The organism is Acidovorax sp. Root402 (assembly GCF_001425125.1).
Taxonomy (GTDB): Bacteria; Pseudomonadota; Gammaproteobacteria; order Burkholderiales; family Burkholderiaceae_C; genus Acidovorax; species Acidovorax delafieldii.
Genome location: NZ_LMDQ01000015.1, coordinates 163,336 through 189,634, shown reverse-complemented (window position 1 = coordinate 189,634; position 26,299 = coordinate 163,336). Strand labels below are relative to the sequence as shown.

The 26,299-nt window shown below is 67.4% G+C and carries 22 protein-coding genes and 1 pseudogene; 13 read left to right on the top strand and 10 right to left on the bottom strand.

What is annotated here, in order from left to right:
* Window positions 1-9: 9 nt before the first annotated feature.
* The 4 genes from ASC83_RS17855 to ASC83_RS17840 all read right to left on the bottom strand — a co-directional run bounded on the left by ASC83_RS17855 (window position 10) and on the right by ASC83_RS17840 (window position 4,407).
* Window positions 10-738, bottom strand: coding sequence for an alpha/beta fold hydrolase (locus ASC83_RS17855; RefSeq protein ID WP_056065572.1), 729 nt, complete (start codon window positions 736-738; stop codon window positions 10-12).
* 182 nt (window positions 739-920) lie between these two features.
* Complete coding sequence (locus tag ASC83_RS17850) at window positions 921-1,889, bottom strand: helix-turn-helix domain-containing protein (protein ID WP_056065569.1); 969 nt, start codon at window positions 1,887-1,889, stop codon at window positions 921-923.
* A gap of 84 nt (window positions 1,890-1,973) precedes the next feature.
* Window positions 1,974-3,308, bottom strand: a complete 1,335-nt coding sequence (locus ASC83_RS17845) for a sulfatase (protein WP_056065566.1) — start codon at window positions 3,306-3,308, stop codon at window positions 1,974-1,976.
* A gap of 145 nt (window positions 3,309-3,453) precedes the next feature.
* Window positions 3,454-4,407: a tripartite tricarboxylate transporter substrate-binding protein gene (locus tag ASC83_RS17840; protein WP_056065563.1), complete on the bottom strand. Its 954-nt coding sequence runs from the start codon at window positions 4,405-4,407 to the stop codon at window positions 3,454-3,456.
* A gap of 117 nt (window positions 4,408-4,524) precedes the next feature.
* On the opposite strand from ASC83_RS17840, the gene ASC83_RS17835 reads away from it, so the two are divergent.
* The 4 genes from ASC83_RS17835 (at window position 4,525) to ASC83_RS17820 (ending at window position 8,941) form a co-directional block, all read left to right on the top strand.
* Window positions 4,525-5,070, top strand: coding sequence for a MarR family winged helix-turn-helix transcriptional regulator (locus ASC83_RS17835; protein WP_056065560.1), 546 nt, complete (start codon window positions 4,525-4,527; stop codon window positions 5,068-5,070).
* Between the two features lie 136 nt (window positions 5,071-5,206).
* Window positions 5,207-6,790: an MFS transporter gene (locus ASC83_RS17830; RefSeq protein WP_056065558.1), complete on the top strand. Its 1,584-nt coding sequence runs from the start codon at window positions 5,207-5,209 to the stop codon at window positions 6,788-6,790.
* 101 nt (window positions 6,791-6,891) lie between these two features.
* Window positions 6,892-8,004 (top strand): uroporphyrinogen decarboxylase, encoded by a 1,113-nt coding sequence (gene hemE, locus ASC83_RS17825; protein WP_056065555.1) that lies wholly within the window; start codon window positions 6,892-6,894, stop codon window positions 8,002-8,004.
* A gap of 52 nt (window positions 8,005-8,056) precedes the next feature.
* Window positions 8,057-8,941: a helix-turn-helix transcriptional regulator gene (locus tag ASC83_RS17820; protein ID WP_056065552.1), complete on the top strand. Its 885-nt coding sequence runs from the start codon at window positions 8,057-8,059 to the stop codon at window positions 8,939-8,941.
* 26 nt (window positions 8,942-8,967) lie between these two features.
* On the opposite strand, the pseudogene ASC83_RS17815 reads toward ASC83_RS17820, so the two are convergent.
* Window positions 8,968-9,342 (bottom strand): annotated as a pseudogene (locus ASC83_RS17815) (NADH-quinone oxidoreductase subunit B family protein); the annotation flags it as partial.
* Window positions 9,343-9,596: 254 nt separating this feature from the next.
* A complete protein-coding gene (locus ASC83_RS24020; RefSeq protein WP_200938975.1) occupies window positions 9,597-9,740 on the bottom strand; it encodes a hypothetical protein in 144 nt (47 codons plus the stop codon).
* A 785-nt stretch (window positions 9,741-10,525) separates the two neighbouring features.
* Here ASC83_RS24020 and priA point away from each other — a divergent pair.
* Complete coding sequence (priA, locus tag ASC83_RS17810) at window positions 10,526-12,658, top strand: primosomal protein N' (protein WP_156379553.1); 2,133 nt, start codon at window positions 10,526-10,528, stop codon at window positions 12,656-12,658.
* 90 nt (window positions 12,659-12,748) lie between these two features.
* On the opposite strand, the gene ASC83_RS17805 is transcribed toward priA, so the two are convergent.
* Entirely contained in the window at window positions 12,749-14,710 is a 1,962-nt protein-coding gene (locus tag ASC83_RS17805; protein ID WP_056065546.1) for a gamma-glutamyltransferase family protein, read from the bottom strand.
* A gap of 336 nt (window positions 14,711-15,046) precedes the next feature.
* Here ASC83_RS17805 and ASC83_RS17800 point away from each other — a divergent pair, with 336 nt between their 5' ends.
* On the top strand, window positions 15,047-15,328 hold the full coding sequence (locus tag ASC83_RS17800; protein ID WP_056065545.1) for a cupin domain-containing protein: 282 nt from the start codon (window positions 15,047-15,049) through the stop codon (window positions 15,326-15,328).
* A 28-nt stretch (window positions 15,329-15,356) separates the two neighbouring features.
* Here the strand turns inward: ASC83_RS17800 and ASC83_RS17795 are convergent, their stop codons facing one another.
* Together ASC83_RS17795 and ASC83_RS17790 are read right to left on the bottom strand one after the other, a co-directional pair.
* Window positions 15,357-16,310, bottom strand: coding sequence for an AEC family transporter (locus ASC83_RS17795; protein ID WP_056065542.1), 954 nt, complete (start codon window positions 16,308-16,310; stop codon window positions 15,357-15,359).
* Window positions 16,311-16,421: 111 nt separating this feature from the next.
* A complete protein-coding gene (locus ASC83_RS17790; protein WP_156379552.1) occupies window positions 16,422-17,711 on the bottom strand; it encodes an ABC transporter substrate-binding protein in 1,290 nt (429 codons plus the stop codon).
* Between the two features lie 329 nt (window positions 17,712-18,040).
* Here ASC83_RS17790 and ASC83_RS17785 point away from each other — a divergent pair, with 329 nt between their 5' ends.
* The 4 genes from ASC83_RS17785 (at window position 18,041) to ASC83_RS17770 (ending at window position 22,671) form a co-directional block, all read left to right on the top strand.
* Window positions 18,041-20,140 carry an ATP-dependent helicase gene (locus ASC83_RS17785; RefSeq protein WP_056065540.1) on the top strand — a complete coding sequence of 700 codons (2,100 nt, stop codon included), beginning with the start codon at window positions 18,041-18,043 and terminating at the stop codon, window positions 20,138-20,140.
* Between the two features lie 14 nt (window positions 20,141-20,154).
* Window positions 20,155-20,673 (top strand): hypothetical protein, encoded by a 519-nt coding sequence (locus ASC83_RS17780; protein WP_233193673.1) that lies wholly within the window; start codon window positions 20,155-20,157, stop codon window positions 20,671-20,673.
* Window positions 20,670-21,908 (top strand): phospholipase A, encoded by a 1,239-nt coding sequence (locus ASC83_RS17775; RefSeq protein ID WP_056065537.1) that lies wholly within the window; start codon window positions 20,670-20,672, stop codon window positions 21,906-21,908. The genes ASC83_RS17780 and ASC83_RS17775 overlap by 4 nt, the downstream gene beginning before the upstream one ends.
* Window positions 21,909-22,284: 376 nt before the next feature.
* A complete protein-coding gene (locus ASC83_RS17770; RefSeq protein ID WP_056065534.1) occupies window positions 22,285-22,671 on the top strand; it encodes a hypothetical protein in 387 nt (128 codons plus the stop codon).
* 96 nt (window positions 22,672-22,767) lie between these two features.
* Here ASC83_RS17770 and ASC83_RS17765 read toward each other — a convergent pair whose 3' ends face one another.
* The gene (locus ASC83_RS17765; RefSeq protein ID WP_056065531.1) at window positions 22,768-23,247 is read right to left on the bottom strand and encodes a universal stress protein; all 480 of its coding nucleotides are present in this window, start codon (window positions 23,245-23,247) and stop codon (window positions 22,768-22,770) included.
* Window positions 23,248-23,356: 109 nt separating this feature from the next.
* Between ASC83_RS17765 and tgt the strand changes: the two genes are divergently transcribed.
* From tgt to ASC83_RS17750, 3 genes are all read left to right on the top strand, one after another.
* Window positions 23,357-24,529 carry a tRNA guanosine(34) transglycosylase Tgt gene (tgt, locus tag ASC83_RS17760; protein WP_056065832.1) on the top strand — a complete coding sequence of 391 codons (1,173 nt, stop codon included), beginning with the start codon at window positions 23,357-23,359 and terminating at the stop codon, window positions 24,527-24,529.
* Between the two features lie 159 nt (window positions 24,530-24,688).
* Complete coding sequence (locus ASC83_RS17755; protein WP_235509409.1) at window positions 24,689-25,120, top strand: hypothetical protein; 432 nt, start codon at window positions 24,689-24,691, stop codon at window positions 25,118-25,120.
* 139 nt (window positions 25,121-25,259) lie between these two features.
* A complete protein-coding gene (locus ASC83_RS17750) occupies window positions 25,260-26,297 on the top strand; it encodes a diguanylate cyclase (protein ID WP_056065525.1) in 1,038 nt (345 codons plus the stop codon).
* The last annotated feature ends 2 nt before the right edge of the window (window positions 26,298-26,299 follow it).

Here is a 26,299-nt window from a genome sequence, read left to right as displayed (position 1 = left end):
CAGGCCCCGTCAGTCGCGCCCTGCCCGCTCGATGTGCTGCGCCGCCGATGCCGGGTCGGAAAAGCACAGTTCGTGGCTGCCCTGGCACTCCACCAGGCGGAACAAACCCAGCCGCTCCGACAGGCGCGGGTGCCACGGCAGGCTGTGGGGCAGCGCGGTGTCCTGCTGCGCGTTGAGGTAGCTCTTGCCCACCTCCAGCGCGGCCATCGGCACGGGCAGCTGCGCCGGTTCGGTGAAGGTGCGATAGGGGTGGGGATTGAGCAGCGCATAGGTGCTTTGCGCCAGGGCCTCGTCGGCATCGTTGATGAAGGCCTCGCGCCAGATGGGGTACGGCAGCATCACGGCATTGCCGTTGCTGGCTGCCACCTGGTCGAACAGCGCGCGGTAGTGGGGTGGCACCAGGTCGTTCAGGCACTCGCCCGGCTGCGGCACGAAGGCGTTCCAGTACACCAGGCGGCGGATGCGCCCGGGCAGGCGCGCGGGCATGTGGCTGATGACCATGCCGCCATAGCTGTGGCCCACCAGCCGCACGTCGGTCAGGCCCTGGCTGTCGATGAAGGCCGCCAGCGAATCCACCGCATCGGCCAGGCCCGTGGCCGCGCGGTTGTCGCCGGGGTTGTTGCCCGCGAGCGTGGGGCAGTGCACGGTGTGGCCGCGCGCCCGCAGGTGCGTGGCGGTGGCTTCCATCTCGGCACCGGTGTGCCATGCGCCATGGACCAGGACATAGGTATCCGGCATGTGTGTCTCCTTGGGGTTGTGTTGCAGGACCGGGCAATCCGCCCTGCCGCTACCTTAGAAACACCGGGCGGTGCTGAATGGCCTGTGCGTGCCACCCGTCTGTGTTGGGTGTGCCAAAAGCTCCACCGCCGTGCAGCACGGCAAGGCGAAACCACAACGACTCGGAGGATGGGGAGACGGAATCAGCCGCCGCGCCGCCACTGCGCGGGCGACATACCCATGGCGTGCTGGAAGGCGCGTGCGAAATGCGAGGGGTCGGCAAAGCCGCAGCGCCGCCCGATCTCGGCCACGGCCACATGGGCCAGTTGGGGGCGGCGCAGCAACTCGCCCGCCCGCGCCAGGCGCAGTTCGCGTAAGGTGCCTGCAAAGGTGTGGCCCTGCGCCGCAAACGCCCGGTGCAGGGTGCGCAGCGACACGCCCGCCTCCTGCGCCAGCGCCGGGGCCGAGAGGCTGGGCTGGTCGATGCGCGCCCGCAGCAACGCACACAGATGGGCATGCAGGCTGCCTGCCGCCGTGGGGGTGGGTGGCTGGGGTGGCTCCAGCGCAGCGCACAACAACGCGCCCAGGTGGTCGGACAGCAACGCAGGCGGCAAGGCCTGCGCCGAGGACGGGTCACGCGCCAGCTGCACGGCCAGCGCCCCCAGGCTCTGGCCCCAGCCCTGGTCGCGCCAGGCCACGCGCGGGCCGGGCGCCTCGGCCTGCTGCAGCCACTGGCCCACCCAGGCGCGCGGCAGCTGCAGCGACACGCAGTGCACACCTTCGGGAAAGTGCAGTTCGTAAGGCCGTGCCGAATCCAGCAGCACCACATCGCCCGGGCGCAGGTGGGCCAGATGGCCATCCTGGCGCACATGCCAGGCGGTCTCGGCCTGGCCGATCAGGTAGAAGGGCAGCTGGCGGCTGCGCGCAATGCCGGCGGGTGTGCGAAACACATCCTGGGTGGAGGCCCGCACGCGGTTGATGGACAGCGTTTCCACCGATAGGCTTTGCAGCTCCCCGCCAAACAGCGGCGCCTCGCGGGAGCTGCAGTCCATCTCCAGAAACGCCTCGCAGATCGCGCCCACCCAGTAGTCCAGGCGCGCGGGCGGCGCCACCACGTCGGTGGTCCACTGGCGCAGAGCAGCGGGGGACGAAGGCGCGGGAGCGGCGGGCATGGCGCCCAATCTACCGGCAAGCGGGCCGGGCAGGCAACAGGGCAAGCCCGCCCAACCACTCCCCTGACGGCCTGCCCGCCAGGCTCAGCGCTGCGGCATGTCCTTGACCGAATACCCCAAGCTCACCGTGGCATCGTCAGGAATGGCGGGCATGGACACATTCCACGCCTCCCACGCGGCGCGCATGGCCTGCAGGCGTTCGGGCTCCACAGGCGCGCGGTTGGCGCGCTCGCGTTCGTCGTCGGCCAAGTTGAACAGGTAGTCGTTGCCATCCACCTGCAGGTACTTCCACACGCCCTGGCGCATGGCGCGCTGGCCCCGGTGGTTCATGCGCCAGAACAGCGGGGGCTCGTCGATCACATTGGCATCGCGCAGCAGCGGCATCAGCGTGCGGCCGTCCAGTGGGTAGTCCGCATGCGCGGCGGCACCTGCGGCGTCGAGCATGGTGGCCGACCAGTCCATGGTCATGCAGGTCTGCGCACTCACGCCGCCGGGGCCGATCACCGCAGGCCAGTGGGCAATCCAGGGCACGCGGATGCCGCCTTCGGTCAGGTCCATCTTGCCGCCCACCAGCGGCCAGTTGTCCGAGAAGCGCTCGCCACCGTTGTCGCTGGTGAACACCACCAGCGTGTCGCGCGCCAGGCCCTTTGCCTCCAGCAGCGCCATGATGCGGCCGATGCCCTCGTCCATGTGGTGGATCATGCGGCGGTAGGTCTCGATGTTGCCGCCGTGCAGATGAAACAGGTTGCCCTTGACCTCCTGCGCCAGCGCCTCGTCATCACGCGTCTCCCACGGCCAGTGGGGCGCGGTGTAGTGCAGGCTCAGGAAGAACGGCGTGCCCGCCTGCGCGCCCGGCGCCATGCGCTGCACGTAGTCGAGCGCGTGGTCCGTGATGAGGTCGGTGAGGTAGCCGTCCTGCTGCTTTTCTTCTTCGCCCAGGTACAGGTCGTGCGTGCCGTTGGAGCTGCAGTGGGTGAAGTAGTCCACCCCGCCCGACATGGGGCCGAAGAACTCCTCGTAGCCCGAGCGCAGCGGCCCGAACGCGGGCGGGTAGCCCAGGTGCCACTTGCCCATCAGCGCCGTGCGGTAGCCCGATGCGCGCAGCAGCGAGGGCAGCGTGGGGTGCTCGGGCGGCAGGCCCAGGGTGGTGCTGCCCCGGCTCTTGCTGTTGATGGGCTCCTCGGCAGCGCCGCGCAGGCGGTACTGGTAGCGCCCCGTCATCAGCGCAAAGCGCGTGGGCGAGCAGACGGGGGAGTTGGAGTAGCCCTGCGTGAGCTTGAGGCCATTGGCCGCCAGCTGGTCAAGCACCGGCGACACGGGGCCAAACGCCGCGTCGCGCCCACCGTAGCAGCCCAGGTCGGCATAGCCGAGGTCGTCGGCGACGATGAAGATGATGTTGGGGCGGGGTGGTAGGGTCATCTCGAAATCCAGTTTCACTCAAAGTGGCGCGCAGTCTTCGCGACAGGCGCGGCCGAGGCGGGGGCGGCAAGCAAGGGCCGCCCCGCAGCGAGGCCGCCGTCCCCCTCCGGGGGAAGCGGCGCAGCCGCTCAGGGGGGCTTCCTTGCTATGGTTTGAAGCCCGAGCGCTGCACGACCGGCGCCCATTGCGCGCGGTAGGCCTTGAGCATGGCCTCGGTTTGCGCCATGGTCGCCACCACGGGCTCCATCTTGGCGGTCTCGAACTTGCGCTGCGTGTCCGGGTCTTTCATCACCTCCACGATCAAACCGGACAAACGTTCGGCCTGGGCCTTGGGCATGCTCATCGGGGCAAAGAAGGTGTTCCAGCCAGTGGCGGCCAGGTCCATGCCGCTTTCCTTGAAGGTGGGAATCTTTGCATCGAGCGGGCTGCGCTTGGCGCTCGACACGGCCAGGATGCGGATCTTGCCGGCCTCGTGCTGGGGCAGCAGGCTGTCAAACGTGTCGAACGCCACGGGCACCTGGCCGCCCAGCAGGTCGTTGAGCAGCGGCGCCGAGCCCCGGTAGCCCACCACCTCGGCGCGCACCTTGGCGGCGTCGCCCACCATCAGGCCAAAAAAGTGCGGCAGGCTGCCCGTGGCAGGCACGCCGAAGTTGGCCTTGTCGGGGTTGGCGCGCAGCCACGCCATCAGGTGAGGCAGTTCCTTGACCGGCACGGCACTGCCCACAGCCACGCCAAATTCGTAGCTGTTGACATGGCTCACAGGGCGGAAGTCCCGCTCGGGGTCGTAGCCCGCATCGGGGAACACCAGGGGTGCCACCAGCATCACGGCGGGATTGGCCAGCAGCAGCGTGGGCTGGTTGGCGGGCGCGGCTTTGACAGCCTGGGCCGACAGGCGGCCGCCCGCGCCGGTCTTGTTCTCCACGATGACGGGCGTACCGAGCTTGCTGCCCAGCTTGTCGGCCACGATGCGGGCCACGCGGTCGGTCGCGCCGCCGGGGGCGTAGCCCACCACGATGCGCAGCGGGGTGTCCTGCGCCTGGGCCAAGGTGGCGCACAGGGCAAGTGTGGCGGTCAGCACAAAAGCAAGGGGTTTGCGCATGGTCGAAATCTCCAGGGGCGATGGCAGGGCCTGCGCAGCCGCGCAGGGGGTGGATGGCCGGACTGTATTGGCCACACAATCAATTGATCTAATCAATCATTGCCCGGAAATACCCTGATGCCTGCCCCGGCCCCGAACCCACCCACCGCGCCCGGCCACCGGCTGGCCCACCCGCAGGCCGCCAACGACCTGCTGATGTACCGCCTCAACCGCCTGATCGCCGTGGCGGGCAGCCTGGTGGTGCGGCTGTGCGAAGGCGGCTACGGCATCACCCGCCGCGAGTGGGGGCTGTTGATGATGCTGGCGCAGCACCCCGGCATGCCCCCGGCCGAGCTGGCCCAACGCCTCGGGTTGGACCGGGCGCGCACCTCGCGCGCCATTACCTCGCTGCTGGCCAAGAAGCTCATCACCCGCGACGCCATGCCCGGCGACCGGCGCCAGGCTCGGCTGTCGCTCACAGCGGCGGGCCAGACGGTGCACGACGAACTGTTTCCGCAGGTCAAGGCGCTCAACCAGGAGCTGCTGGCGGGCCTCGGTGCCGAGGCGGTGGCTGGGCTGGACCAGACCCTGGCCGACATGCAGCAGCGTGCAGAGACGCTGGTCGCCACCCGCACCGACGTGCCGCGCACCTATCGGCTGCGGGGCGGGCGGCATGTGGATTGAGGGGGTTTGCAGAATGGAGTTGCCCCAAAACGGGGAACCGGCGATATCCTCAAACCCGCCCTGAGCCACCCGCCCACGGCGCACCCGCGCCCCCCACGTCCCACAACGGCCCACGCACACCCAACGCCCACCCTCCATGTCCCAGCACTCGACCTCTTTGTGGAGCCCCTTGCGCCAACCCGCGTTCCGGGGCCTGTGGATTTGCGGCGGCATCTTTTTTGTGGGCAGCGGCATGCAGAGCATGGCGGCGGCCTGGCTCATGGTGGAACTCACGGGTTCGTCGTTCCTGGCAGCCCTGGTGCAGACGGCGGTGTTCATGCCCATGTTTTTGCTGGCCCTCCCTGCCGGCGTGCTGGCAGACACGACCGACCGGCGCCGGTTGATATCGGGCGCACTGCTGGCGCAGGCCGGGGCGTGCGCCTTGCTCACGCTGCTGACGCTGGGGGGCTGGAGTGGCCCGGCGTCGGTGCTGTTTCTGGTGTTCATCTGCGGCTGCTGCACGGCAGTGCTCACACCCGCGTGGAACTCGTCGGTCATCGACCCCGTGCCGCGTGACGAATGGCCCCAGGCCATCACCGCCGTGAGCATTGCCTACAACGCCGCGCGCGCTGTGGGGCCCACGATGGCGGGCCTGGTGTTTGCGCAGCTGGGCGCGGGCTGGGTCTTTGCCGTCACGGTGACCACCACGCTGGTGATGTGGGAGTCCATCCGCCGCTGGCCGCCCAAGGCACACCCGCCCTCCAAGCTGCCCGCCGAACGCCTGTGGGGCGGCACCCTGAGCGGCCTGCGCTTTGCCTGGCACTCGCGCATGATCCTCGCGCAACTCGTGCGCGTGATGGCCTTCAGCGCAGCGGGCTCGGCCCTGTGGGCGCTGCTGCCGGTGATTGCGCAGCGCCAGCTCGGCACAGGTGCTCAGGGTTTTGGTCTGCTCATGGGCTGCCTGGGCACGGGCGCCGTGGCGGTCGGCCTGGTGCTGGGGCGGCTGCGCGCGCGCTTTGGACTGGAGGCCATCGTCGGCGCCGGTGGTGTGGTGTTTGCGGCGGCCATGCTGGTGGCGGCGCTGACCCACATTGCCTGGGTGGTCTACATCGCCATGCTGTTCGCGGGCGCTGCCTGGATGTCGGCCATGTCCACCTTCAACACCGCCACCCAGGCCAGCGCCCCGCAGTGGGTGCGCTCGCGCGCAGTGGCCATGCACATGGTGGCGGCGCTGGGCGCGTTTGCGATGGGCTCGGCTTTCTGGGGCGCCTCCTCGGACCTGATCGGACTCATGCCCACCCTGTGTGTGGCCGCCGCGCTGATGGGCGCGGGCCTGCTGCTGGCCCGCCCCATGCCGCTGCGCATGGGCGCGCTGCACGAGGTGACCCAGGCCACGCCCTGGGACGAACTCTTCATCGAGGCCGAGCCCCTGCCCGAAGCGGGGCCCGTGGCCGTGGAAGTGGGCTACCGCATCGCCCCCGGCACCGATGCTGCCTTCCTCGACACCATCAGCCGCATGAAGGCCCCGCGCCGCCGCGACGGCGCCACCTTCTGGCGCATCTACAAGGACCTGGGCGAGCCATCGCGCTATGTGGAGCGCTTCATCGTCGAGTCCTGGGCCGACTACTTGCACCAGCGCGCCCGCGCCACCATGGCCGACCAGGCCCTGGAGACCGAAGTGCGTGCGTTTTTGGCGCCGGGCGAAGTCGTGCGGATGTCGCACTACATTGCAGAGCGATAGATGCCCTTGAGCCGACCCGTCGTGGTTTCGGCTTGATGCGCGTCAATTTCCGCAGCCGGATCGGGTGCCGAGGCCGGCGGTCTGCCTGCGACAATCGCACCATGACCTTCGCCCCCCTTGCCAACGACACCTTCCTGCGTGCCTGCCGCCGCCAGGCCACCGACTACACGCCCCTGTGGCTCATGCGCCAGGCGGGGCGCTATCTGCCGGAGTACAAGGCCACGCGCGCCCAGGCGGGCAGCTTCATGGGCCTGGCTACCAATGTCCAGTACGCCACCGAAGTGACCTTGCAGCCGCTGGAGCGTTTCCCACTCGACGCCGCCATCCTGTTCAGTGACATCCTGACCGTGCCCGACGCCATGGGCCTGGGCCTGTCCTTTGCCGAGGGCGAAGGCCCGCGCTTTGCCAAAGTGGTGCGCGACGAAGCGGCCGTGGCCGAACTGGCCGTGCCCGATATGGAAAAGCTGCGCTACGTGTTCGACGCCGTCACCAGCATCCGCAAGGCCCTCAATGGGCGTGTTCCTTTGATTGGCTTCTCGGGCAGCCCCTGGACACTGGCCTGCTACATGGTCGAGGGCAAGGGATCGGACGACTACCGCCTGGTCAAGAGCCTGATGTACGCGCGCCCCGACCTGATGCACCGCATCCTGGCCATCAATGCCGACAGCGTGGCCGCATACCTCAACGCCCAGATCGACGCGGGCGCACAGGCCGTAATGATTTTTGACAGCTGGGGCGGCGTGCTGGCCGACGGTGCCTTCCAGGAGTTCAGCCTGGCTTACACCACGCGCGTGCTGGCACAGCTCAAGCGCACCGGCGTGGATGGCACCGATGTGCCGCGCATCGTCTTCACCAAAGGCGGTGGCATCTGGCTGGAGGACGTGAAAGACATCGACTGCGAGGTGCTGGGCCTGGACTGGACGGCCAACCTGGGCAAGGCGCGCGCCATCGTCGGCGGCAAGGTGGGCGGCTCCGGCAAGGCGCTGCAGGGCAACATCGACCCCAACGTGCTGTTTGCGCCGCCTGCGCAGATCGTCACCCAGGTGCATGCCGTGCTCGACAGCTTTGGCAAGCCCCACACCGACCGCAACACCACCGGCCCCACGCACATCTTCAACCTGGGCCACGGCATCAGCCAGTTCACCCCGCCCGAGCATGTGGCGGCATTGGTGGAGGCTGTGCACAGCCACTCGCGCGCGCAGCGCCAGGGCTGACACCCCGGGCGAGGCATCCAGACCGCCCGGCACACCGCGCAGGGACCAGGTGATGGCAACGGAACACCCCGTACCGCCGCCAGCGGAGTCCCCCACTGGCCCGCAGGCACTGCCCGCCTCGGCCCAGCAATCCCCACCCGGCGCGCTCGCAGACTGCGTGCGCGCCTTTTTCTGGCGCGACCTGGGCCGCCAGCCGCCCCACACGCCAGCGGACACGCGCGTGCCGCCCAGCCCCTATCCCGGCATCATCTGGCTCACGCGGGGCACGGCCCAGCTCGTGGAATGTGCGGGCGCGACCGCCGCAGCGGCCATGCCGGCCATCACGCTGTCGGGCGCCCACCGACATCCGTACCACTCGGTCTCCTCCCGTGATGGTGATTCGTTCTGCCTGGCGTTCCAGCCCGGCGCGCTGGGGCTGCTCACCGGGCAGGACCTTGCGCCGCTGACCGACCGGGTCACGGACGCAACGACCTGGCTGCCCACAGCCTGGCACCCTTTCCTCGCGGCCGTCCACGCGGCGCCCGACCATGGGGTGCGCCAGGCGCTGTGCGTGGACTTCCTCACCCCACGCTGGGCGGCCGTGGCCGACCGGCATGCTGCCTGGTTACAGGCGTTGCACCAGGCCTGGCAGCGCGGCGCACGCCAGGCCCTGGCCTCTGCGCTGGACTGGACACCCCGGCACCTGCAGCGCCGCACCCGGCAGCTGGCGGGCCTGCGGCCTGGCGAGATCGAACGCATGCTGCGCGCCGAACATGCCCTGCTGGCCATGCGCGACGGCAACGCCGGTGCCCTCGATGCCGCGCAGCGCCATGGCTACGCCGACCAGGCGCATTTCAGCCGCGAGGCGCGCGCCCTGTTCGAAAAGCCCCCCGCAGCGCTGAAGGCCCACACCCAGCAGCCGGGCGACGATGCGGACTGGCTGCTGCGGCGCAGTTGAAGCCGCCGCCCGCTGGGGTCTGCCGATTACCGCTGGATCACCTGGGGCCGCTTGATCTTGGCCTGCAGCTGCAGGATGCCGTAGAGCAGCGCCTCAGCCGTGGGCGGGCAGCCGGGCACATACACATCCACGGGCACGATGCGGTCACAACCCCGCACCACCGAGTAGCTGTAGTGGTAGTAGCCACCGCCGTTGGCGCATGAGCCCATGGAGATCACGTAGCGCGGCTCGGGCATCTGGTCGTGGACCTTGCGGATGGCGGGCGCCATCTTGTTGGTCAGGGTGCCGGCGACGATCATCAGGTCGCTATGGCGGGGGCTGGAGCGCGGGATGATGCCAAACCGGTCCAGGTCGTAGCGCGCCATGGCGGCATGCATCATCTCGACCGCGCAGCACGTTAGGGCCTGCTAACCCCATTTTTGCCAGATGCGTTGCGAAGCAAGCGGGCCAGACGCAAGGCGCCAAACGAAGCTGGGGTGCTGCCCCAGCGAGGCTTGGCAACACAGCGGGTGGCCCGTTTGCCTCGCAACCCGAAGGGAAGGCCTCCCCCGCCACGCCACTCGTCGTTGCACTCCTAGTCAAGGCCCCGGCCTTGGCGTCGTCGCGCGCCTCGATTGGCGTGGCGGGGGAGGCCTTCGCACTGGCAAAAAAGGGGTTAGCAGGCCCTAAGCCCGAAGGTCATGAACCACAGGCTGTCGGTGCGTGCCGCCTGCACCACCTCATCCAGCCGGGCCAGCACAAAACCGTCGCGCTCCATGGTGGGCGCATCTGCCATGGGGGAAGAAGAGTAAGTAGCCATGGCGGCATCGTCGCCACAAGTCGCCGCGCCGTCTTGAAGCAAAGCGACATGGACCGCTGTAACACCAAGAACGCCAGACACTCCAGGCCCTGCGACAATCCCCGGGCATTTCGCAGCATATCCGGCGTCCCCGCCAGCGCACTTATGCACAAAGTTGGAGCATCCTCGTACCCGGTGCGACTTCGTACGGCAACTTGCAAACAAACCTCGCCACGACGCTAAGTGTTTGATTTATATGGCGTTAAATCCCCTGCTTTTTTGGCAGGCAATCCAGCCAAAGCACGAATTGACAAGGACTTGCGGAGCAAACCCAAGGGATATCAACAAAGTTATCCACAGAAATTCTGAATTTCTTACAAATCCCCTGTCAAATCAAGCACTTGCAGGCCACATCGAAGAAACGCATGAACATGGGCTCACGCCGCTAGCACAAAAAAGGGGGCAACCTGTCCTCTTGACGAAGTCCTGCTGTCCGACTTATGCACACAAAACGTGATGCAGCGCAACATGGAGACGCTGAATTGGCTTAGCACAAAAATCCGGGGCAAATTTCTTCAGATGATTGATTCATAACGTTTTTTTTGGAGTGCTGTATTTCCGGGCAATCTGTTCGCAGCCAGCATTCATGCGGCTTGGGCGGGGGTCGGGACAGGATGTCAACAAAGTTATCCACAGAAATCCGGGATTACTCACACACCCACGGCAAATCAAGCACTTAGCCGCCAAAGCTCCAGATCACATCCACAACGCGCACTAAGCCTATTTCTCCTCCATAGCTCGTGTCTATGCCCCTCTCCCTCGTCCACGTTGCCCTGCAGACGCCATCACACAGCGGAGTCGGCGACCTTCTGAGCTACGCCAGTGAGCGCCCGCTCTCACCGGGTACGCTGGTGCGGGTGCCCTTGGGCACGCGCGAGGTGCTGGGCGTGGTGTGGGACGCCGACGAAGCCCCCGGTGAGCTGCCCGATGGCGCCACGCTGCGTCCCATTGCAGGTGTGCTGGAGGGCGTGGTGCCCCTGGATGCGTCCTGGCGCCGTCTGGTGGGGTTTGCAGCACGCTACTATCAGCGCGCCTTGGGCGAGGTGGCCCTGGCGGCCCTGCCCCCTCAACTGCGCGACCTGCGCCCCGAGCAGTTGGCACGGCGGCTGCGGCGCCCGGCCAAGGGCGCAGGAGATACCTCACGCACTATTGAAAACATAGCGCTCAGCGCAGAACAAGAAAGCGCCAGGGCCCGAATTTCCTCAGAAAAAGGGCCTTTCCTGCTGTTTGGCAGCACCGGCAGTGGCAAGACCGAGGTGTATCTGCGTTGCGTGCAAGAGATGCTGGAGGCCGACCCCACCGCCCAGGCGCTGGTGATGGTGCCCGAGATCAACCTCACGCCCCAGTTGGAAGAGCGCTTTGCAGGCCGCTTCGCTCCGCGCTTCGGCCCCGGTGCCGTGGCGTCGCTGCACAGCGGCATGACCAACCCGCAACGCCTGGCCAGCTGGCTGGCCGCGCATAGCGGCAGCGCACGCATCGTGCTGGGAACGCGCATGGCGGTGTTCGCCAGCCTGCCCGGTCTGAAGCTCATCGTGGTGGATGAAGAGCACGACCCCAGCTACAAGCAGCAGGAGGGCGCGCGCTACTCCGCGCGCGACCTGGCCATCTGGCGCGGACGCGAGCAGGGCGCGAAGGTGATCCTGGGCTCGGCCACGCCGTCGCTGGAGAGCTGGTACGCCAGCCGCCCAGCCACGGCCGAAGACCCAGAAGGCGGCCGCTACGTGCGGCTGCACATGCCCAGCCGCATTGGCGCCGGTGCCCTGGCCCGTGTGCGCCGGGTGGACATGAACCAGCAGCCCCGCCGCACCGTGTTCAGCGCGCCGCTGCTGCAGGCCATTACCGAACGCGTGGCGCGTGGCGAGCAGAGCATGATCTTGCTGAACCGCCGGGGCTACGCGCCCGTGCTGCACTGTGTGGACTGCGGCTGGAAGAGCGACTGCCCGCACTGCAGCGCGCACCAGGTGTTCCACAAGACCGACCGCACCCTGCGCTGCCACCACTGCGGCTACACGGTGCGTGTGCCGTTTCATTGCCCGACCTGCGGCAGCCCCGACATCCACCCCATGGGCAAGGGCACCGAGCAGCTCGAGGAACAGCTCGGCACGCTGCTGCGGGAGGTGCTGCGACCCGACCGAACGCCCGCCCGCATCGCCCGCATCGACGCCGACACCACCAAGGCCAAGGGCGCGCTGGAGGCCCAGCTGGCGCAGGTGCATTCTGGCGAGGTGGATGTGCTGGTGGGCACGCAGATGATTGCCAAGGGGCACGACTTTCGGCGCATCACGCTGGTGGCTGCGGTGCAGCCCGACGGCGCACTGTTCAGCAGCGACTTCCGCGCCGCCGAGCGGCTGTTTGCACTGCTGATGCAGGCAGCGGGCCGCGCCGGGCGCGACGCCGCCTACATGGCCGCACAAGCGGTGCATGGCACGCAGCCCGAGATGTGGGTGCAGAGCTTTCACCCCCAGCACGCCGTGTTCGAGGCACTGCGCAAGCACGACTACGAAGCTTTTGCCGCCCAGCAGCTCAAGGAGCGCGAAGAGGCCGCCATGCCCCCGTTCTCGTACCAGGCGCTGGTGCGAGCCGATGCGCGCACGCAGGAGGTGGCGCAGGGCTTTCTGACTGCGGCCACCGCTGCCGCCCACGCCGCGCAGTTGCCAGGCTTGCCCGACGGCACGGTGATCCTGTTCCCGCCCGTGCCGCTCACGATCCAGCGCGTTGCCAATGTGGAGCGCGCCCAGATGCTGATGGAAAGCAGCAGCCGCACCACCCTGCAGCGCTTTCTGGCCGCATGGCAGCCGATATTGCAAGCCACGCGCAGCCAGCCGGAGCACAAGGGGCTGATCCGCTGGCTGGTGGATGTGGACCCGCTGGCGATCTGAGGCGCACCCGCAGTCTGTCGCAGCGGCCAAAAACAAAGGGGGCTGCGCTCTTCAACGCAGCCCCCGCCTCGTCAGAGCGTGGTTCGCCGTTTACAGCGCGCCGTCACCCAGCACGATGCCTTCACGTCGCGGGTCCACGCCGCCTTCCAGCTTGGTCTGACCGTTGCGGTTGACCCGCATGATGGTGGACACGCCGCTCGACTGCGCGGCGTTGTTCACCGTGTGGCCCTTGGCCTTGAGGCCGTCGATCAGGCCGGTGAGGTCCAGCGCCGTGTTGGCACCATCCACGTTGGTGGTGGGGCTGTTGGTGGCGCCAAAGTTAACCAGCGATGTGGCCTGCTGGGCGTCGAGGTTCCAGTCCACCGCGCCGACGACGGTCTTGAGCACGTACTGGATGATGGTGCCGCCGCCGGGCGAGCCCGTCGCCATCACGAAATCACCCGGCTCTGTGCCCTTGAACACCAAGGTGGGTGCCATGGTGCTGCGGGGGCGCTTGCCGGGGGCCACGCGATTGGCAATGGGCACACCGGCGCCGTCAGCGGGCTGGGCCGAGAAGTCGGTGAGCTGGTTGGTCAGCAGAAAGCCGCCCACCATGTGGAACGAGCCCATGCTGGATTCGACCGTGGAGGTCATCGAGACCACGTTGCCATAGGCATCCACGATGGAGAAGTGCGTCGTGCCGCGCTCCACCGTCTTGTCCACACCTAAAGGCACATCGCCCAGTGCCCCCGCAGACGCCGTTCCCAGCGACTTGCCATCCGGCTGGATCAGCGCCGCGCGCTGCTTCAGGTAAGCCTTGTCCAGCATGGTGGACACGCCCTTGCCAGGCAGCGGGATGAAATCGGTGTCGGCCACGTACTTGTCACGGTCGGCATAGGCCAGGCGCTCTGCCTCGGATACCAGGTGCACGCCCATCACGCTCGGCACGCCGCCTTCATTGGTGGGATTCGTGGGGCCGTGTTTGGAAAGGTCGAAGTTCTCCAGAATGCCCAGCGCCTGCGCAATGGCGATACCGCCCGACGACGGCGGCGACATGGTGCAGACGTAGTAGCTCGCGCGGTAGGTGGTGCACACCGGCTCGCGCTTTTTGGCCTGGTAGTTCTTGAGGTCGTTCACCGTCATCAGGCTGGGGGTGATGGGCGTCTTGGCCGCATCATCGCCCACCGCCTGGGCTGCCTTGGCCACGATGGCCTCGGCCAGCGGGCCGGAGTACATCGCGTTGGCACCGCCGCTCGCCAACGTGCGCAGTGTCTGGGCGTAGGGCAGGTTGGTCGTCACCGTGCCGGTGGCCTTGGGGGTGCCGTCGGCGTTGAAGAACGCGGACACCGCATTCGCGTCCAGCGCCAGGCTGGCGGCGTTGCCCTTGATCGCGTCGCCCATGCGGCCGGGAATGCGGTAGCCGTTGGTGGCCAGCTGGATGCCTTCGTCAAACAGCTTTTCCCAGCCCAGCTTGCCATGCTCCTTGTGGGCCATGTCCAGCATACGCATCACACCCGGCACACCGATGGAGCGGCCACTGCGCCGAGCGCTGGGCACGGGCGCAGCGGACGAGGCATCACCCTGGTCCTGGCGCACCAGGTAGTAGCCGTTGGCGGCTGCGGGTGCGGTTTCACGGCCGTCGTACGCCACGACCTTCTTGGTGTTTGCGTCGTAATACATCATGAAGGCGCTGCCCGCCAGCGTGCTGGACTGCGGCTCCACCAGGCCCAGCACAGCCTGCACGGCCACGGCGGCGTCCACCGCAGTGCCGCCGGCCTTGAGCACGTCACACCCGGCCTTGGTAGCCAGCGGGGTGTTGGCCACCACCATGTACTTGCTCGATTGCTTGGCCTTGTAGCCCAGGCGGTAGCCCGATGCCGCCTCGGGCGCAGCCGGGTCGCCCGCCACGCCGGACCCCACCACCACGGCCGAGCCGGAGCTGGACACCACCGAGCAGCTCTGGGCATTGTTGTCCACGGCCAGGTCGTTGTCCGAGCCGCTGCCGCAGCCCGAAAGCACCAGCGCAACGGCCACGGGCGTGAGTGCCCACAGCACAATATTCCTCTTCCTCATAGTGAATCTCCTGTTGTTGTCCGTTCGTGGGCATGGATTGACCACGTGGCATCGTCGGCGCAAAAAGCATGCCCTGTCGAATGTTTTTTCGTATCGTTTTCTCAAGGCAGCCATCTCAGGAAGGCAACGACAGGCAGGCCAAGGCGGCGGCACGACAGCGGCACGGCCACATTGTCTGGACGACGCCTGCGCGCGAGCCCCGCATGAAAAATCGAAGCAAATCCGGCGGTAGCGCTAGTGCATCATGCGCTGGTAGCTATCATTTTTGATAGTCCGAGTCCCCGCTCTGGCTTAGAGCCTGCACCTACACTGCCCCGTACCGCAGCAGGAGACCCCATGACCCCCGAACAATTTGCAGACGAACTGGCCCGCGAAGGCTTTGAGCCCGCCGTCACCGTGACCCGCGAAGCCGGGGGCATGCTAGGTGACCACACCCACCCGTTCGAGGCCAAGGCGCTGATCCTGTCGGGTGATATCCGCATCGCCACGGCGGCGTCAGAACGTGTGTACCAGGCGGGCGATGTCTTTCACCTGGCGGCCGAAGAGCCGCACTCGGAGTTCTACGGCATGCTGGGAGTGCAGTATCTGGTAGGGCGCAAGACACCCCCGGCGGCCTGACACCGCCGCACCGCAGCAGCCTGGCGGCTCAGGTCAGCAGCGCGACGGCGGCGGAGAAGCTCAGAAACGCCAGCGCAGTGGACACCAGAATGATGCGCGCCACCCGTCCGTTGTTGGCGCCGAATTTCTCGGCCAGCAGCGACACGTTGCTGGCGCTGGGCAACGCCGCCAGCAGCACCATCACCGTGAGCGCAAAGGGCGTGAGCGGCACGCCCAGCGCCATGGCTGCCGTGCCTGCGCCCCACACCAGCAGCGGGTGCACCAGCAGCTTGGCCAGCGCCACCGGCACGTAGTCCCGTGCAGGGACCTGCTCGTGCTGGTTCATCTGCGAGCGGGCCAGCACTGCGCCGATGGTGAACAGCGCGACGGGCGAGGCCGCGTCGGCCAGCATGGCGATGGTCTTGTCCACCGGACCCGGCAACTTGAACTGCAGCGCCGATGCGAGCGCGCCCAGCGCAATCGACCAGGGCATGGGGTTGGTGGCCATGCCCCTGAAAGCACTTTTCAGCGCCACGCCCACGCCGTGGGTGCCCGCCCCATCCAGGCGCGAGAGCGCAATACACAGTGAACTGGTGATGACCATGTCCACCACGATGGTGACGATGGCCGGGCCCGCGCTCTGGGCACCCAACAGGGCCACCAGCAGCGGCACACCCATGAAGCCCGTGTTCGGGAAGGCTGCGACGAGTGCACCAAAGGCCGCGTCGTTCCAGCCGATGCGCGCGTTGCGCGTAAGCGCCACCGTGGCGCCCACCATGACCAGCGCACACAGCACATACACGCCTGCCACGGCCGGGTCCAGCAGTTGGTGGATGGGTGTGCTGGCGCCAAAGCGGTACAACATGCACGGCAGCGCAAAGTACAGCACGAAGGCGTTGAGCCCCGGGATGGCAGGTTGCGGCAGCACGCCGCGCCGTGCGGCGAGGTAGCCACAGAGCACGAGAGCAAAGAAGGGGAAGGTGACGAGCAGGACGGACAGCACAGCCCGATTGTCCTTGTTGCGCCAGCAGCCAGGGTCTGCGGCACCCGGGGTGGTCAGCGCAAAGTCAGGTGGGTGGGCTCGCGGGTGGCGAGCGCAGCCATCCGCTTTTTGTTATTGCTTGCGCTGAATGATGAGGTTGCGCTTGGCATCCTCCGGGTAGGCAAAGGTGATGGCGCCGTTCTTGACCATGCCCATGACCAGCATGTTGCGCGTGATCGCGTCCTTGTCCTGCGCGCTGAAGGGCTTGTCGTAGGTGGTGACCACGCCGTAGTAGGTCTTCATCTTGCCCTCCAGCGATTCCTTGATGGCCTTGCCGTTCAGGTTGCCGTCGCGGATGCCGAGGAACGAGTACATCAGCAGATAGGTGGCGTCGTAGGCGTTGGCTGCCGCCATGGGCACGGCCACCTTGCCTTGGTACTTGCGGGTGTAGCTCGACAGGAACGATGCCCGGCGCTCGTTGCTGGGCTCGGCGATGAAGGTCTGCACCATCAGCGCACCCTCGGCCGCATCTTTGGCGCCTTCGAGGAAGAAGGGGAAGGACAGCGGCCACGGCCCCACCTGCGGCACCTTCCAGCCCAGCGCCTTCTTGCCGTTGGCAATGGTGGCGTTCTCCGGCCCCACGGTGTAGCTGTAGACCACGTTGGCACCCGCGTTGCGCGCCGCAGTCAGCTCGGCCGTCAGGTCCTTCACCCCCAGGTCAAAGCGCGCCACATGCACGGGCTTGAGGTTCTTGGCGGCCAGTGCGGCCACCACATCGTTGTAGCCGCCTTCGCCATAGCCGGTCTTGTCGGCAAAGATGGCGACCTTGTCCCAGCCGCGTTTGACGATGTCGTCCACCAGGAAGGGCGCCTGGATCGCGTCGCGCGCCTGCACGCGGAAGATGTAGCTGTCGGGCGCGGGATATTTGGCCGTCACGGCCGTGCCTGTGGCGCAGGGCACGATGAGCGGGCTTTTGGCGTCCTGGAACAGGTCGATGGCCTTGAGCGCCACGCCGGTGTTGCAAAAGCCAATGGTGGCGACGACCTTCTCGGCCAGCAGTTCCTGCGACACCTTGCGGCCTTGATCGGGGTCGGCCCTGTCGTCCTTGATGACCAGCTCCAGCGGGCGGCCCAGGTAGCCACCCACGGCATTGATCTCGTCCACCGCCAGCTTGATGCCATTGAGCATGGGCACGCCAAAGTCGGCCGACGGCCCCGTGAACGGCCCCACCACGCCGATGCGCGCGGGGGCGTTGCCCCCCACCTGCGCATGCGCCACCCGTGGCAGCAACGCCGCACCCGCCAGCACACCGGCTGCCGCCAGGGCGGACCAGGCGGTCCATGCAGGCAGTGGCAACCGACGGCGGCCCGCCCGGGGCGTGGCGGCAGTCAGAGCGATGGAAGGCGGGGTGGCAGGGTTCATGGCGGTGCTCGGTTCACAACACTCCCCTCCCGACAAAGGGAAGGACTCGCCAACCAGTATCAAATTGTGAAAACAAAGCCCCTAGCGGGGTTTCCCGGAGCACAGGGCCCGCGCGCGGGTCCGGCAGCGGCCCCGTCAGCAGCCTGTCAGGCGCTGGTCGCGCATGGGGCGGCGGCCGATACCCTCGCACCGCAGCTGCCGGGGGCGCGCCGGTATCATTGCGCCCTTGCGCGGCACACCCCTCGGTTTGCACCCCGCGCCCGTGGCGCCCACCGCCCCGCGCCCTGCCCGGTTTCCGCCCTCCGCCCCTTCCTGCCCTCACCCTCTCCATGTCTGCCGGTCTCAATCTCGCCCAGCTCCAGGCTGTCCACTACACCGACGGGGCCTGTCTCGTGCTGGCAGGCGCGGGCTCGGGCAAGACACGGGTGATCACGATGAAGATCGCCCACATGATCGAGAAGGGCATGGACCCCAAACGCATCGCGGCCATCACCTTCACCAACAAAGCCGCCGCCGAGATGCGCGAGCGCGCCAAGGGCCTCATCGGCCGGCGCGCCAAGGATGTGCTGGTGTGCACCTTCCACGCGCTAGGCGTGCGCATGGTGCGCGAGGACGGCCATGTGCTGGGCCTCAAGCCGCAGTTCAGCATCCTCGACGCCGATGACGTGACGGGCATCCTGAAAGAAGCCTCGGGTGGCACCACCGACATGGCCACGGCGCGCCAGTGGCAGTGGGTGATCAGCAAGTGGAAGAACATGGGTCTGACCTCCGAACAGGCCCTGGCCCAGGCGGCGGACGACAACGAACGCATCATCGCCACGCTGATGGCCCGGTATGAAGAGCGCCTGGCGGCCTACCAGAGCGTGGACTTTGACGACCTGATCGGCATGCCGCTGCGGCTGCTGCGCGACTTCCCGGAGGTGCGTGCCAAGTGGCAAGCGGCCCTGGGCCATGTGCTGGTGGACGAGTACCAGGACACCAACGCCACGCAGTACGAGCTGCTCAAGCTGCTGGTGGGCGAAAAGGGACATTTCACCGCTGTGGGCGACGACGACCAGTCCATCTACGGCTGGCGCGGCGCCACGCTGGACAACCTCAAGAAGTTGCCGGTGGACTACCCCCACCTCAAGGTCATCAAGCTGGAGCAGAACTACCGCTCTACCAGTGCCATCCTGCGTGCGGCCAACAACGTGATCGGGCCCAACCCCAAGCTGTTCCCCAAAACCCTGTTCAGCGAACTGGGCGAGGGCGAGCCGGTGCGTGTGGTCGATGCCGACAACGAGGAGCACGAAGCCGAGCGCGCCGTGGCCCGCATCCAGAGCCTGCGCGCGGCCAGCAACCCGCCGCCGGACTGGAAGAGCTTCGCCATCCTGTACCGCGCCAACCACCAGGCCAAGCCATTCGAGAAGGCACTGCGCAAGGCCAACATTCCCTACAAGGTCTCGGGCGGCACGAGCTTCTTTGACCGCGCCGAAATCAAGGACCTGTGCGCCTGGTTCCGGCTGTGGATCAACAACGACGACGACCCGGCGTTTTTGCGCGCCATCACCACGCCCAAGCGTGGCATCGGCCACACCACGCTGGCATCGCTGGGGGCCTTTGCCACCCAGCACAAGCAAAGCATGTTCGGCGCGCTGTTCAACGGCATGCTGCCTGCCGCTGTGCCCAAGCGCGCCATGGACGGCCTGCACGAGTTTGGCCGCTACATCAATTACCTGGAGTACAGCGCCCGCCGCACCCATGGCGCCGAAGAGGCCCGCGCCTTTTTGAACGAATGGCTCAAGGAAATTGGCTACGAGCAGCACCTGTACGACAACGAAGACAGCGAAAAAGTGGCGGCCGCCCGCTGGAGCAACGTGATGGAGTTCTGCGACTGGATGGCCCAGCGCGCGGGCGGGCAGATCGACGATACGGCCGGTGCCGTGGTGGCCAAGGAGACCAAGAGCCTGCTGGAGGTGTCGCAGACCATTGCGCTGCTATCCACCATCAGCGAGCGCGAGCAGGAGCAGGACATGGTCACGCTCTCCACCCTGCACGCCAGCAAGGGGCTGGAGTGGCCGCATGTGGTGCTGGTGGGCGTGACCGAGGGCATGCTGCCCTTCAAGCTCGATGACGACGAAGGCCGCCAGCAGCAGGTGACCGACGACGTGCTGCAGCGCCTGCAGGAGGAGCGCCGCCTGATGTACGTGGGCATCACCCGCGCCCAGCGCACCCTGGCCGTGAGCTGGACCAAGCGCCGCAAAAAAGGGCGCGAAATGGTGGCCGCACAACCGAGCCGCTTCATCGCCGAAATGGGCCTGGACAAGACCACAGCCCGCGAAGACCCGCGCGAAAAGCTCAAGGCCCTGCGCGCCGAATTTGCTGCCAAGGCCCAGGCCACCACTGCGGCCAACGCGGCTGCGGCCGCCAACCCGGCGCCCACTGCTTGAGAGGGCGTACGCACATGGCACAACACCCCGCCACCGATACCACCCCACGCCCCGCCCTGCCCCGTGGCCGCAGCGCCTGGGGCATTGCTGCGCTTTTGATAGCTATCAGCGCTTGTCCTACAAGCGCCATCGGCCAAAAAGCACCACAATCCACGGCGGCATGCCCAGCGGCGGCAGAGATGGACCACCAACACCTGCAGGGCCAGTGGCGCGCCGAGCTGCAGGCCCCTGCGCCGGGAGACAAGCCCACCACGGCCACGCTGCAACTGGGCCCGCACCCCGAGCTGGCACAGAGCGTGCGTGGCACCGTGGCGCGCAGCGGCACCACGGCCCAGGTCAGTGGTGACGTCGACGGCGGCGACCTGACCCTGGAAGAATCGATCAACGGCACCAACATCAGTGCCACCTGGACAGGCCAGGTGGTCGATGGAAGTTGCGGCAAGGAAATACGCGGAACATGGAACAACGCCCACCCCACCCCCACCACGCCGTCAGCACCGTTTGTGCTGCGCAAACAGGCGGCCTGGCAATGAGCGCCGTTGCGCGGGGTACCCCCGCGTCCCGTCTGCACCGCCCGCTGGCCTTGCTGCTCGCAGCCCTGGCCCCGGCCGGCGCGGCGCTGGCGCAATCAGCCCCTGCCGCAGCCACCGGCGCCGCGACAGGGACCGACGCTGCCCTGCGCCGCTGCACCGCCCTGTCCAGCGACAACCAGGCGCGCCTGGCCTGCTTTGACGCCTGGGCGGCCGAACAGGCCCAGGCCACTCCTGCAGGAGCGCAGTCCTGGCAAGCCCCTGCTGCTTCGGCGTCGGCCAGTGCCAGCGGCGCAAGCTCTTCGTCGGCCGTGCCCCCGCCGGTGGACGCCACGCTGCCTGCCACCCGCATCATCGACGTGGCGCGCACCGAAGGCTGCCGCGACCCGCAGTACAGCGATCTCTCCCGCTTCTGGGAGCTGGAAACGGGCACGGACTGCGGCACATTCAGCTTCCGGGGCTACCGCCCGATCACGGTGTCGGTGGTGGCGTCGAGCAGTGTGAACCGCCAGCCCGCGTCGGATGCCGACGGCAACTCGGCCACCGACTCGACCCCGTACCGCCGCACCGAAAACCGCATCCAGCTGTCCGTGCGTACCAAGATTGCGCAGGGCCTGCTGACCCAGGGCCACCCCACGCTCAAGGACTCGCTGTGGTTTGGCTACACGCAGCAGTCGTACTGGCAACTGTTCACCCCCGAGATCTCGCGCCCCTTCCGCGCCACCGACCACGAGCCCGAGCTGATGTACGTGTACCCCACCACGGCACAACTGCCGTTTGGCTGGAAGTGGCGCTACAGCGGCATCGGCCTGGTGCACCAGTCCAACGGCCAGAGCAAGCCGCTGTCGCGCAGCTGGAACCGCGCCTACCTGATGACCGGCATCGAACTGGACAACCGCTTTAGCGTGAACGCCCGCATCTGGAAGCGCATCCCCGAAAGCGCAGGCAGCGACGACAACCCGGGCATCAGCGACTACATCGGCCGGGGCGAGTTGTCGCTGCTGTGGAACGTGAACAAGGACAACACCCTGGGCGCCACGGTGCGCCACACGCTGGCCAGCAGCGACCGGGGCTCGGTGCGTGTGGAATGGCTGCAGGCCCTGGGCACCGGCCTGTTCGGCAGCAAGAGCAACCTGCGCCTGCACACCTCGTTGTTCAGCGGCTACGGCGACAGCATGATCGACTACAACCGCAAGCGCACTGTGTTCAGTGTGGGGTTGAGTCTGGTGGATTTCTAGCAGAGACACCCCCCTGAGGCGCTGCGCGCCTTCCCCCCGCTCTCACATCGCTACGCGATGTGGGCAAGGGGACGCAGCCCTCGCTGCGGGGCGGCCCTGGCTTGGCTGCCCGCGCCTGGGGCCGCGCCAGTTGCATACGCCTTGGACGAAGCACCGGCCAGCAGTAGCCCAAGGCGGGGCAAAGGCCCTCACAACTCGTTACGACATCGTCCTCAAGTTTCTCCGGATGGCGCCGACGCGCGGCCACAATGGCACGCGCACAGAAACCGGCGTGGCCCCCTGTGAGAGGCGCTCAATAAGAGCCCCTTTCCCACCGTTTTACCTGCCATTGCCTGCCGCGTGCCCCTCGACAATGCCGACAAAGAGGAACACACCCATGGACATGCAATACCAGCTCAAGGCAGGCAGCTATTACCTGTATGACATGCGCGAGGCGCCCAGCGCCGTCACGGGTGAACGCCGCTTCAAGCTCAAGACCGACACGGTGGCCATTGCGTTCGATGTGCACACGGGCGAGGTGCACCAGCACGGCAGCCCCACGCGCATCCAGTCCTGGGCCAACAACACGCGCCGCCGCCTGCGCGCTGCCGGTGCACAGGACGTGGCCAACGACATCGTGGTGGTGTCAGGCCCGCTGCCCGTGGACGAGCTCAACAAATGCCTGTGGGTGCGCGGCTATGTGCGCCGCATGTTCTCGCGCCTGGCCACCCTGCCCCATGGCAAGCTGCAGCGGCCCTCGGAGCCGTTTCGCAAGGCGGCCTGATCCGGGCAACCTCTCCCACACATTCCGATCGGGGCCGCGCACAGCGGCCCTTTTCCTTTGTCCTGTCTTTTTCTATCAGGGCGGGCGCCAAAGGGGTCAGGCTTCGGCGTCCTCGACCGCGTCGCTGTCCACCCCCTCCTGCACCTCGGCATGCTTGACGATGGTCACCGGCACCGGACTGGCATGGGCCACCTCCTGCGACACCGACCCGAGCAGCGCGCTGGTGATGGCGCCCTGCCCCTTGGCACCGATGATGACCATGTCGCAGCCCGAGCGCTCGATCATGTCCACCAGCGTGTGCGCCACATCGCCCACCCCCACATCGGTTTCGTAGGCCACCCCGGCGGCATCGAGCAGCGCGCGCGCTGGCGCCATCAAATGCTGGCCCGCCTCCAGGCTGGCGGCGGCGATCAGGTCGGGGTCACGGGTGGTCACCAGTTCGTACAGCGTGGCGGGCTCCTGCACGTTGGCCAGCACCATCGTGGCCTGGAGCCCCTGGCGCACCAGCGCCAGCGCGTGGTGCACGCCATCCAGGGAGAGTTCGGAGCCGTCCACGGCGATGAGGATCTTGAGCATGGGGTTCTCCTTGAGTGAGTACAGACCAGTGTAGCGACGCCATCGGCCAGCGCCAGTCCAATCCCTTGCGGCAGGTCAGCCCGGCCCGTCTGGGACAATGCGCCCCATCATGCTGCAGTTCGACCTCCTCAAAACCGACCCCTCCAGCCACGCACGCCGTGGCCAGCTCACGCTCAACCACGGTGTGGTGCAAACCCCCATCTTCATGCCCGTGGGCACCTATGGCACCGTCAAGGGCGTGATGCCGCGCAGCCTGCACGACATGGGCGCGCAGATCATCCTGGGCAACACCTTCCACCTGTGGATGCGCCCGGGCCTGGACGTGATGCAGAGCTTTGGCGGCCTGCACGGCTTTGAGAAGTGGGACAAGCCCATCCTCACCGACTCCGGCGGCTTCCAGGTCTGGAGCCTAGGCGCTATGCGCAAGATCACCGAAGAGGGCGTGACCTTTGCCAGCCCCGTGAATGGCGACAAGCTCTTCATGTCGCCCGAGGTGAGCATGCAGATCCAGACCACGCTCAACTCCGACATCGTGATGCAGCTCGACGAGTGCACGCCGTACGAGACCAAGGGCCACAAGACCACCGAGGCCGAGGCGCGCAAGAGCATGGAAATGAGCCTGCGCTGGGCAAGACGCAGCCAGGACGAATTCCACCGCCTGAACAATCCGAACGCCCTCTTTGGCATCGTGCAGGGTGGCATGTTCAAGAACCTGCGCCAGGAGTCTCTGGAGCGCCTGGTCGAGATGGACTTCCCCGGCTACGCCGTGGGCGGCGTGAGCGTGGGCGAGCCCAAGGACGAGATGCTGGACATCATGGCCCACACGCCCCACCGCCTGCCCGCGCACAAGCCCCGCTACCTGATGGGCGTGGGCACGCCCGAAGACCTGGTGCAGGGCGTGGCCGACGGTGTGGACATGTTCGACTGCGTGATGCCCACCCGCAACGCACGCAACGGCACGATGTTCACGCGCTTTGGCGACCTGAAGATCCGCAACGCCCGCCACAAGGCCGACCACAAGCCCATGGACACCAGCTGCACCTGCTACGCCTGCGCAGGCAGCTCGGGCGTGTCGTGGGACGATGGCGGACGTGAAGGCTTCTCACGTGCCTACCTGCACCACCTGGACCGCTGCGGCGAGATGCTGGGCCCCATGCTCACCACCGTGCACAACCTGCACTACTACCTGAACCTGATGCGCGAGGTGCGCGAGTCGCTGGAGGCGGGCACTTTTGCCCAGTTCCGTGCGCAGTTCAAGGCCGACCGGGCGCGCGGCGTGTGAGCGGCAGATTCGCCCTCCGCCAGTTTGCTATCTTTTACATAGCACGCTAGGCATGATCCACTTGCGCATCGGGCCAAAATCATTCCAAAACTCCTGCGCCATCTGCTGCACTGGCCTCTGCGGGCCCTCACGGGTCTGGGCAGCGGCCTGCTCGCCCTGTTGATCCTGTTCGAGGAATGGGGGTGGGAGCCATTGCAGCGCCTGCTGGCGCGCATCGGCCGCTGGCCGGGCCTGCGCTGGGTGGAGGGCTGGGTACGCTCCCTGCCACCCTGGGCTGCGGTGGCCTTGTTTGCGCTGCCCACGGCGCTATTGCTGCCCATCAAGCTGCTGGCGCTCTGGGCCATCGGGCGCGGGCATGTGGTGCTGGGCATGCTGGTCATCGTGCTGGCCAAGGTGGTGGGTACGGCGGTGGTGGCGCGGCTGTTCACCCTCACCCAGCCAGCGCTCATGCAACTGCGCTGGTTTGCCTGGACCCACGCGCACTGGATGCAGCTCAAGCATGCCGTGCTGGAGCGTGCCCGCGCGTCGTGGGCCTGGCGCGTGGCGCGGGTGATCCAGCGGCAGTGGAAGAAGCGGTGGCGCCAGCGCTGAGGACCGCCCTTGGACTCCACCCTGCGCCGCACCGGCGTCTAGCATCCGTCGCCTGTCACTGCTTTCGGTCACCATACGGGGACTGGGCACTCCCGATCTGATTCGCCCCACTGCCACCACACCACCGCCACGCAGCGCCATGGGTTTACAGCTTGACCTCCCCACCGTCCTCTTGCTCTACAAGACCGCCCTGGTGGCCGGCGCGCTGAGCATCTTTCATGTCAGCCGCCATTCATGCCGCCCGCAAGGACTGCGGCCGCTGGCGGCGGCCTACCTGCTTTTGGCCGTGGGCGCCGAGCTGGCGGGCCAGGGCGAGTACAAAGTGCTGCCCCAGTGGCTGTGGACGCACACCAGCTTGCTGCTGGGCACGCTGGGCTATGTGCTGTTCTGGGCGAGCGTGCGGACCCTGAGCGGGCGCCGGCGGGTGCCCCTGCCGCTGCTGATGGCAGTGCCGTGCGGCTGGCTGGTGCTGGGCATTGCCACGCAGTTTCCGCTCGACAACCTGCTGCGTGCGGGCGCCTTCCACCTGACGGCCGCGCTGGCGCTGGCGGCGGCCGCCCACGAGGTCTGGCGCGACCGCCACACCGAGCCCCTGCCCTCGCGCGGGTTACTGGCCGGGCTGCTGCTGACCAGCGCCGGTCTGTTTGCACTGCAGCTGTTTCTCATCGCCACGCACGCCACCAGCCCGGTCGGTTTTGCCCGGGCGTTCTACGCACAGATGTTCTGCCACTTCGGCGTTGCACTCATGGTGTCGTCCCTGTCCAATGAGCGGGCCGAGGTGCGGCTGCAAAAGGTAGCCCAGACCGACACGCTCACCGGCATCGGCAACCGCCGCTGGCTCATGTCCATGCTGCCGGCGCAACTGCCGGTGGGCAGCGCCATCGCGCAGCTGGACCTGGACCATTTCAAGCACATCAACGACCGCTTTGGCCATGCAGCGGGCGACCGCGTGCTGCGCGCGGCGGCCGTGGCCCAGCGCCTGTGCCGCGCGGTGCAAAGCATCCGCCTCACCGAAGCCGGGGAGGACATCTCTGTGACCATGAGCATCGGCATGGTCTGCGTGACCTCGGGCGGCGGGAGCTGGGCCGAATGGCTGGCCGCGGCCGACCAGGCGCTGTACGACGCCAAACACGCAGGCCGCAACCGCGTGGTGGTGGCCGCAGGGCGCCGGGCCTGATC